Source organism: Affinundibacterium seohonense (assembly GCF_014284305.1).
Classification (GTDB): domain Bacteria; phylum Pseudomonadota; class Gammaproteobacteria; order Burkholderiales; family Burkholderiaceae_D; genus Undibacterium; species Undibacterium seohonense.
Genome location: NZ_JACOFW010000048.1, coordinates 1 through 9,007, shown reverse-complemented (window position 1 = coordinate 9,007; position 9,007 = coordinate 1). Strand labels below are relative to the sequence as shown.

At 46.0% G+C, this 9,007-nt stretch carries 6 protein-coding genes and 2 pseudogenes; 2 read left to right on the top strand and 6 right to left on the bottom strand.

Annotated elements, in window-relative coordinates; genetic code table 11:
* Nucleotides 1-798 precede the first annotated feature (798 nt).
* Both H8K52_RS20270 and istA read right to left on the bottom strand, forming a co-directional pair.
* Nucleotides 799-945, bottom strand: coding sequence for a hypothetical protein (locus H8K52_RS20270; RefSeq protein WP_186924731.1), 147 nt, complete (start codon nucleotides 943-945; stop codon nucleotides 799-801).
* Complete coding sequence (istA, locus tag H8K52_RS20265) at nucleotides 935-2,434, bottom strand: IS21 family transposase (protein WP_186924730.1); 1,500 nt, start codon at nucleotides 2,432-2,434, stop codon at nucleotides 935-937. Before istA ends, H8K52_RS20270 begins: the two co-directional genes overlap by 11 nt.
* A 112-nt stretch (nucleotides 2,435-2,546) precedes the next feature.
* Here istA and H8K52_RS21410 point away from each other — a divergent pair.
* Nucleotides 2,547-2,648: pseudogene (locus tag H8K52_RS21410) on the top strand (aromatic compound catabolic protein); the annotation flags it as partial.
* Nucleotides 2,649-2,959: 311 nt separating this feature from the next.
* Here H8K52_RS21410 and H8K52_RS20260 read toward each other — a convergent pair.
* Both H8K52_RS20260 and H8K52_RS20255 read right to left on the bottom strand, forming a co-directional pair.
* On the bottom strand, nucleotides 2,960-5,257 hold the full coding sequence (locus H8K52_RS20260; RefSeq protein ID WP_343044263.1) for a Tn3 family transposase: 2,298 nt from the start codon (nucleotides 5,255-5,257) through the stop codon (nucleotides 2,960-2,962).
* A gap of 9 nt (nucleotides 5,258-5,266) precedes the next feature.
* On the bottom strand, nucleotides 5,267-6,019 hold the full coding sequence (locus H8K52_RS20255) for a DUF4158 domain-containing protein (protein WP_186924728.1): 753 nt from the start codon (nucleotides 6,017-6,019) through the stop codon (nucleotides 5,267-5,269).
* A gap of 490 nt (nucleotides 6,020-6,509) precedes the next feature.
* Between H8K52_RS20255 and H8K52_RS21680 the strand changes: the two genes are divergently transcribed.
* On the top strand, nucleotides 6,510-8,153 hold the full coding sequence (locus tag H8K52_RS21680) for a methyl-accepting chemotaxis protein (protein ID WP_281388012.1): 1,644 nt from the start codon (nucleotides 6,510-6,512) through the stop codon (nucleotides 8,151-8,153).
* Between the two features lie 93 nt (nucleotides 8,154-8,246).
* On the opposite strand, the gene H8K52_RS20245 is transcribed toward H8K52_RS21680, so the two are convergent.
* Together H8K52_RS20245 and H8K52_RS20240 are read right to left on the bottom strand one after the other, a co-directional pair.
* Nucleotides 8,247-8,582: a hypothetical protein gene (locus H8K52_RS20245; protein WP_186924727.1), complete on the bottom strand. Its 336-nt coding sequence runs from the start codon at nucleotides 8,580-8,582 to the stop codon at nucleotides 8,247-8,249.
* Between the two features lie 56 nt (nucleotides 8,583-8,638).
* Nucleotides 8,639-8,881, bottom strand: a pseudogene (locus H8K52_RS20240) (Tn3 family transposase); the annotation flags it as partial.
* Nucleotides 8,882-9,007 lie beyond the last annotated feature (126 nt).

Genomic DNA, 9,007 nt, shown 5'->3' with positions numbered 1-9,007 from the left:
GGAGAATGGGTTCTGTCGCGTTAAAAACTGCAAGTCGAAATTTTGGCAGGATTTATATTCGTTCTCACACTGCACGGATTTGTCCTGCCAAAACATAAAATTGGTGGGCAAAAGACATCTCTTCTGACGTAGACCTCGGCAAATTTGCCTGCAAAAATACAGCTCACTTTACTATGAGCGCCCAGATTTTGCAGGCAAATTTACCATCATAATAAAATCGGCAAAGATGACTTTTAGAAGCACAGCTCGGGAAATATGCCTTTTCGCGGCATTGAAAAGACGGGATGTGGCGTAAGTTATTGAGATCATGAAGAATTCATGAAGGAATTTCACTTTGATTGGGGAATTATCTTCAACTAGAATTCATTTCGATAGTGTGGAAACACTATTCATGTTTTCGTGTAAAGATAGTGGTGAAAGGGACATCTGGTTTGAAGATTTTAGCTGAAACTGAAGAAAAATAATTATTTCTGATTGCCCTACTCATTGGTTATTCCGTTTCTAACCCCGTAGAAATTAACTGATCGTCGTTAAACGGTAAGGAATTTGCGGTAACGTAAACGATTTAGGTGATAAATACGGCTGTGTAAGTATGAAATTTTCTTAATTCAATAAAGTGAATTGTTACTAAATGTTTAAGAAATTAGTTGATATCTTTATTGGATAAATTACATATTTATTTACATTTAAACTAGCAATTCTGCAGGCAAATTTGTCGAGAAATACTTTTATGTAGGTAAATTTAATGGGAAATTTGCCTAAACTATTGAATTCAAAAGAGATTCTCGTGAAAGCTATTTACAAAATCGACGTGCAGGCAACTTTACCGTCATTTTGCGGGCAAATTTGCCGAGGTCTACGTTTCTCAGCCTGTAATTCACTCCAGGCCGTCGCCATTCCGTACAGGTGTAATGTTTTTAAACTGCCAACTTGATCAGTGGACATTGTTCGCTCCCAGCAAATAGTCGTAACGATGGCAGTTGGCAATCGGCTCTATCGTCAAGGCAATCCCATCAGGCACGTGGATCGCTGCTGCTGGTAAATGCGGCGCAATCAGTCTGCGCAATTCATTCATCACAATAGGAGCACTTACCACCCCAGCCTCCAGAGTCAATTCACAGGCCACGGCCAGCGCATCTAATCCAGCCTCACCCGCGAGCATCAGCAATTCGACAAAGGCTCTATCTCCCTTAGGTTGTTTAAGAATCTTGTCACGCACTAGACGTATCGATTTGGGCAACTCCCAATCCACAAAGGGAGCGCCATTTCTAAGTGCACCAGGTTTCTTCTCCAGCACGGGCAGGTAATGCCAGGGGTCGCAAATGAGCAGGTCACGGCCAAACACACGTGAATGCGCTGCAATAATTTCGCCATGCGCCACCACGCGCACTTGATCCGCTGTGATGCGTACTGACACCGCCTGACCAGCAGCACTGGCAGGAACGCTATAACGATTTCTATCGACTCTGACCAAACAGGTAGAAGATACTCGCATCATTTGTTCTACATAGCCGTCAAAGCTGGCGGTAATCGGACGCAGAGCTGGCTGTTCGTCTGCAAAGCATTCTGCAATGGTGCGTTGAGTCTGCAGCGGGTGACTGCGCAGCGCTAATTCTTTACAACGGGTGGCAAGCCAATGATTTAAATCAGCAAAGGAAGTGAAACGTGCCAACGGTGTAAACAACCATTCCCGAACATTACCCACTTGATTCTCAACTTGACCTTTCTCCCAACCAGAGGCTGGTGTACAGGCCACTGGTTCAAAGAGATAGTGATTGGCAAGTGTGAGGAAGCGTCGATTAAATTGGCGCTCTTTGCCGACGAACACGGCATCAACAACGGTTTTAAGATTGTCGTAAATGAGACGCGCCGGTACACCACCAAAGAAAGTAAAGGCACGGCTATGGGCATCGAGAACCATTTCCTGCATCTCTCTTGGATAGGCCACGACAAACATCTGACGACTGTAAGCTAGGCGAAAGTGCGCCACTTTAATGGTCTGCAATACGCCGCCTAATTCTACTTGTTCTTGACTCCAGTCAAATTGACAGGCATCGCCTGGCTGAAACACCAGTGGTACAAAAGCTTCTGTTATCTTGGGTCCATGCTTAGATGATTTCCAGCGCTTTACGTAACGTTGCACGCTGTCATAGGCACCGATGTAACCGATTTCTTGTAAGCCTTCAAACAATCGATGCGCCGAACGACGGCGTGATCGAATAAGCTTCGATTCTTCTTCCAGCCAAGTCGTTAGTTGCTCTTCAAATGGGCCAAGCTTAGGCGACGCGGGTTGTTCTCGTTCGTACTTCGGTTCCGTAATGGTATTGAGATGCTTACGCACTGTCGGTCGAGAAAGACCCATATCGCGAGCGATAGCTGAGATGGACTGCTTTTGAATTGAATGGCGCCTGCGAATTTCGTAAATGATGTCCATATAAAACACTCCAGATACCTCCGGCTAAAACACCGGATGGTGACACACTGAGGTGGAAACTATTGGACGCTGTTTCCACCCCTAATCTGGAAAGTATTGCACGCTGTTTGACAATGCTGGTCGGAGAACAGCAACTGCTGAAGGCAAAATTGTAGGGCCTGATGGCAAATTATATGCCCATGCCACCACAACCTGCATCATTCTTGATGTTTAGATAAAATTTTTGATCGTTAATAGCTTTTAAACCAAAGAAAAAAGCTAAGAATATAATGGATATTATATGGGTATACCCTAGAAGAACCATTCGTTTTGTCCTTTAAACCTATTAACAGACTACTTGAAACAGACTGTATTTGCGGAACTACTAATGGGTGCGTTTAAACAAACGACATGAATCTCCCACAGAATTGATAAATTAGGTCTTTTTTAAAGCCGAGTGATACTTTACATCTCCCAAGCATCTGATCGCCTTATACAGGTCGTTTTAAGCGGTCGTTTTTATCCGTAGCACACTCAATAAATTTCTCAGATTTTCTCTGACAACTTATCCTTTGGATCAAGAAGGCCGAGGGAATCAAGCATTCGATCATCTGAGAAATCAAATTCGCCATGCAAGTTAAAGTGCTGCCAAGTAACGACGGAACCATTGCGAATCGCCTCAATCAATTCAGCTTTACGCGTCTCATCAATCTCTTCGTCCAAAGCGCGCGTTAAAAAAAGATAGTTCCAACAGATGATGGCATTCTTGATTAGCCGACGACATCCCTCTGCAATTTCCTGATCTTCTTTTTCGCTTTGAATGAACTCATGATTGTGACCGAACGAAATTGCCTTGGCAAATTTATGCGAGCCTTCGACTTTGTTGAGTTGCTTTTCAATTGACTGTCTCAGTGCCGGGTCGTCGGCATATTTCAAAATAAATAGTGACTTGGGGAGTTTGCCGAATTCCTTCAATGCCTGATACAAAGGATGTTGTCGAGAATATGAATTTAGGCGCTTAAAGAGTTGTGATGCTGTTGCGACTTTCAGCCGAATGGTCGCGATGAAACGTAAAATTTCGTCCCATTGCGCTTCAATTAAAGCTTCACGAATAACACGGTGTGGAAGCAATGCAGTTTGCCCTAGGTCTTCATAAAATTTTCGGTTCTTGAAAGCATAAAGCTGCTGACGACCAACACCCTTAATGCGCGGTGCAAACATAGACTTCAATAAGTAAGTTGAGCCGAAGAGAATTTCAGAAAAGCCATGGGTATCTGTTGAATGAATATCACTCTTGATCACATCGTTATGCATCAATCCATCGATCACATAAGCTGCTTCTCGCTCGGCAGAAGTGATGACGGTCGAATGCCACAACAAATGGCGCATGTCGATAAAACTAATTACACTGACACCCTTGTCCTTCCCTAAATATTTGTATGAGTAATTGGCGTTTAAGGAGTCCACGGCCACTTCGAACTTCTGTCCATCACTCGACGTATGTAATACGTCTGGCTTTTGCCGATAGAGATTGGGCAGTTCCATTCGATCTACAAACTGTAAAATACGATCATTAGCACTATGAATATTAGCTAAAGAAAAATACCAATTAACTGCAGTATCAAGTTCGTTCTCGTTAATCTGTTTAGATATCTGAGCAAGCTTTCTATGACCAATGTCGCAGCCATAACCGATGATACCGGCGAAGAAGACTTTCTTGTGTGGCTTCACGGGTTGATATTTAGGTTGCCAATGTTCGAGTTCATCAAGAAAGCCAGTGGTTTGATCAACGGTGGCCAGGACCTCAAGCAACGAAATGTATTTTCGATCTGGGAAAAATGTAGAGAGCGATAGCGCTTCTGTTTCATCGAGCTTCGGTGTGGTGACATGGAAACTGCCATTTGTGCGCAGCTTGAGAAATGCATTTTCACCTGCAGTGAAATGCGCGTTGGTCTCCTCGTATTGTGCATCGAGCTCAACGTTGAGAGATTGTAAAGTGGCTGCGCAATCAGTGAACTGTTCGAGTTGTGCACGCTGCAAATACATGTCGCGACCGATATCCCATTCCGATTTCGGAATGAGGTAATCGTCTAATGAACGATATTTTTCTGAGTGAATCAGATTTAAGGCACCAGACTTGATAGCATCGGCGATCGCTATATAGAGCAACACCTTGTAGAGTGAAATGCGAAATTTTCCGTTCTGTTCAGTGACGACTACACACTCCTCTTGAGATAAAAATGTAATGGGCGCATTCTTGTCGATGGCACCGCTCTTTTGCTGATAATGCAAAACGGCTTCAAGTAATTCAGGCTTGCGACAATGTGGATCGAATTGCACTTGACGTACAATTTCTGCGACGCGATTCTGCAACTTTAAAGACTGCTGTTCAAGCAGGTCATAATAATCTTGACCGCGATGAATGGTAGCCATACTTTTTTTGAACGTGTCAATCTGCTTTTCAACCTGTGTTTCGTTTGGCTCCTGCGCAGAAAGCAAAGTATCAATCGCTGCAACTTTTTCACGGTCGCTCAAAATAGCATCGGCAATGATGTACTTGATTGACGATACAGTTCCAATGATGCTCTGGCCAAGCCGATCAGCGAGAATGAAAAATTTTTCCTCACGATGTTCACGATCTTGATAATAGGATTCCTTGTGCGCCTTCTCGGCGATGTTGAGCGATGACTGTACAGCAAACAATAATGTATCTATAAGCGTATCGTTGAGTTTGTATGTTTGAAAAACGATGAAGGCAATTAAATGTAAATACCGATCACCAGTTGCACGACGTGAGACTTGTGGTATCTGAAATTTAATCACGGAATGGGCGTAGTGACGTATGCACTCGTATCACAACGCAAGTAAATCTATGATTGGTCTTAGATCGAGATAGAACGCGAGCAAAGTTTCCAGGTCTGTCAGATTGACCTTTATCTTTGATGGCTTGGTGGACTGGAAAGGTTTTTTCAGAAAAGTGATAGAGTAACGTCGACTCTCGTCATTTCCAGTTTTGACGTGTTTTTGCAGAAGAGAATCCAATTTGCTGCGTTGTGATTCGGTCAGCCGAGCATTAATAATTGCACCTAGTTCCTGCTGATATGAATTAATCGCTGCGACCACTAAATCGGCTAAAGTATTGTAACTTGGCAGTGCAATTTTTCTGTTCGTCAGTAATTCAATCACTTCGAGCAGAACCAGTTTGGGTCGGAACTGAACGCGTACCATCATCCTGATTTCGTTGACTGTGAATGATTTCGCTATGTCATCGAAGGGGCTACACCCGAAGTGATTCAAAATTAAGCGCTGGTGTCTGGCAAAGGTTTCATAACTGTAGGCGGTTGGATGAACGTCACAAGATTTCACGCCAATTTGTGCGGCGACGAACTCAATGTCAGCTTGACGAAATTGACGTCCAAAAAATCGACGACGTGCTTTAAAGTATCCCGCTGCCACAATAAAGCAAACTTTGTTGGTCGGCGTTCGCATACTCTCCATCAGGTCGCTAAACATTAACGGGGCAAAAAAGAAATTGATACGCTCAGCGCTGCTGAATACGGGCGGGGAATCGAAACTCTCCTGTTCCAACGTATTGAAAATGTTCATTCTGGCCATCAGGTAGTCTCGCGAAATTAAAAATAGGGGGCGAGATTCTATCCTGAATTACTGGCTGTGAATTCATTTTTAACAAGAGTTCGAATAATTAGGACTTATCAGAATGCGCGACAATCAACGATAATGTCCTAGCCGAGGGGAAAGTATAGATTGGGGCAAAAAAACGGCTAATTTATCAATTCTGTGGGAGATTCATGTCGTTTGTTTAAACGTACCCAAAATCCGCTCAATGAGTAATTCAACGACGAGGCAAGCTAAGTGAATTTTTCAAATTATGTAAAAAATTGTGAATAAACCCCACATTCGTTCTGGCAGAAAGTCATTTCCTTTGGAGAACTATTGGCAACCGCTTAATATAGTGCGCAATGCTGAATTCACATTAATAGAACTGACGCAAAACCGCCCAAGCATTGTTGTGCCGCCTTGTCGTACAGGTTTTGCAATACGCTTTATCCAATAAAAACCTCTGGAGGAAAATGAAATGAAACGATTGCTGAACCGACTACCGGTCATGTACAAACTTGGGCTGCTGACCTTGATCAGCGTGATGAGTCTGTTAACCGCATCGTCCTATCTGGCATGGGATGAATACCAGCAAAGCCGGCAAGATCGCCAGCAATTGGTTCTCCATACGGTAGAAGTGGCGTCGAGCATATTGACATGGGCGCATCAGCTTGAAACCTCGGGCAAGATGCCGCGCGAAGAGGCGCAGGCATTGGCCAAGGCTGCCATCGCCCAGATGCGCTACGGCAAGAACGATTATTTCTGGATCAACGACATGGCGGCAAATGTCGTGATGCATCCCATCAAACCGGAATTAGATGGCAAGAGCGGTAGCGGCATTCGCGATCCTAACGGCGTATCGGTTTTTGAATCGTTTGTCACCAAGGTACGCAATGACAAAGCGGGATTTGTTGAATACATGTGGCCGAAACCAGGTAAGGATGTTCCCGTCGAAAAAATCTCCTACGTGAAGGGTTTTGAGGCTTGGGGATGGGTCGTGGGATCGGGTTTATATACGGACGATTTGTGGGATGATTTTATCGTCAAGGCAACACGCTTGGGCATGGTGATATTTTTTCTGGTACTACTCACAGGATGGATCGCGTTTGTCATTTCGCGCTCGGTAGCGCGTGGCATCGGCAAGGCCGTCAGGGTCGTGGAGGCGATGTCTGAAGGGGATCTTTCCGTCAAAATCCAGTCCAAGGGCAATGATGAAATCGCGCGCCTGCTGCAATCAATGTCGCAGATGCAAACCAGTTTTTCCGATGTGGTGACAAACGTGCGGCAAGGCTCTGAAAACGTTGCGCTGGCAAGTTCAGAGCTGGAGCAAGGCAACATCGATTTGTCGGCAAGGACCGAAAATCAGGCTAGCGCACTGGAAGAAACGGCAGCATCGATGGAAGAACTCAGTTCTACCGTCAAACAAAATGCGGCCAACGCGCTTCAAGCCAATCAGCTGGCGATGAGCGCCTCGGTCGTCGCCGTTACCGGTGGAGAAGTTGTCGCCCAAGTGGTTGATACCATGAGAGACATTAACGATTCATCCAAGAGAATATCGGACATCATTGGTGTCATCGACGGCATCGCTTTCCAGACCAATATTCTGGCGCTGAACGCTGCAGTGGAAGCTGCTCGTGCAGGCGAGCAAGGGCGCGGTTTTGCCGTGGTCGCCAGCGAAGTGCGCAGTCTTGCTGGGCGTTCCGCTGAGGCTGCCAAGGAGATTAAATCACTCATCAGTGCCAGCGTAGAAAAGGTCAGTCACGGTACGGCGCTGGTGGACCGTGCGGGCATTACGATGACAGAAGTGGTGAATTCGATTAAGCGTGTTACCGACCTGATGGGAGAAATCAGCAACGCCAGTGACGAGCAAAGCCAGGGTGTATCGCAAGTGGGCCAGGCGGTGATGGCAATGGACCAGGTCACGCAAGAGAATGCCGCGCTGGTGGAACAAATGGCCGCCGCTGCGACCACGCTGAAGATGCAGGCGCTGGAACTTGTCGAGACCGTGTCCCTCTTCCGTCTGGAGCACAATCCAATGGTGAAAGGGGCGATTCACCGTGCACCGGCATCGGCGCAAAGGAACCCGGGTTCAGGCGGGATGCCCAAGCGCATCGCCAACTAAACCGGCGCGAGCGACCACTGAGTGTGGTCGTGCAATGATGTTTTGTGCGCACGAACGCGGCGCCGGCGATCAGAACCGGCACCAAAGTAGGCATCAGAGCCGGCGCAGCTCGCGCATGCAAGCGACATATTCGCTTTGTATGCGCATTTGATCCACGTGCTGCCCGGCTTGCACCACCTGCTTGCCGCCGACATAAACATCGCGCACCAGGTTATCGTTACCAGCAAATATCCAGGTATTAAGCACTTCCACTGCGGGCAGATCTTGCAGGTTAGGATGCTGCTCATCGAGCACCAGCATGTCGGCGCGCTTGCCTAGGGGTCGATTTGTTTTTGGTGCAATAAGGGGTCGATTTGTTTTTGGTGCAATAAGTGACGGTAGGAGATCGAGCACTGGCGTGGGGGTAGTTCTGTAAGTCAATGATTTCATTAAGGTTTCAGCTCGCTGTTTTTCATCGGTTATGTGGCGTCAAACTGTCGCCGGTTTTAGCTAATCACCGCATTTATCGTCGGTACCAGTGAAGGCATCAAATCTGCAGCGTAACGCTCCACAGGAAACCTAAAAACTCCCCGTAAATTGATACCGCTTAGGCGCGTCGGAGCGATCTTTGCCATAATGTCTGCCTCAATGATTTGCCGTCGATTTGCCCAGCGATTCACTACTCCCTGCATCTGCATCGTATTCCATGCCATTACGGTGTTGGCTAACAAACTCAAACCGTCGGCCACCGTAGACCTCGGCAAATTTGCCTGCAAAAATAAAGGACACTTTACTATGAGCGCCCAGATTTTGCAGGCAAATTTACCATCATAATAAAATCGGCAAAGATGACTTTTAGAAGCACAGCTCGGGAA

Coding starts and splice junctions, on each gene's coding strand:
- H8K52_RS20270 (WP_186924731.1), bottom strand. CDS start 945: ATGTCCACTGATCAAGTTGGCAGTTTAAAAACATTACACCTGTACGGA.
- H8K52_RS21680 (WP_281388012.1), top strand. CDS start 6,510: ATGAAACGATTGCTGAACCGACTACCGGTCATGTACAAACTTGGGCTG.
- H8K52_RS20255 (WP_186924728.1), bottom strand. CDS start 6,019: ATGAACATTTTCAATACGTTGGAACAGGAGAGTTTCGATTCCCCGCCC.
- istA (WP_186924730.1), bottom strand. CDS start 2,434: ATGGACATCATTTACGAAATTCGCAGGCGCCATTCAATTCAAAAGCAG.
- H8K52_RS20245 (WP_186924727.1), bottom strand. CDS start 8,582: ATGAAATCATTGACTTACAGAACTACCCCCACGCCAGTGCTCGATCTC.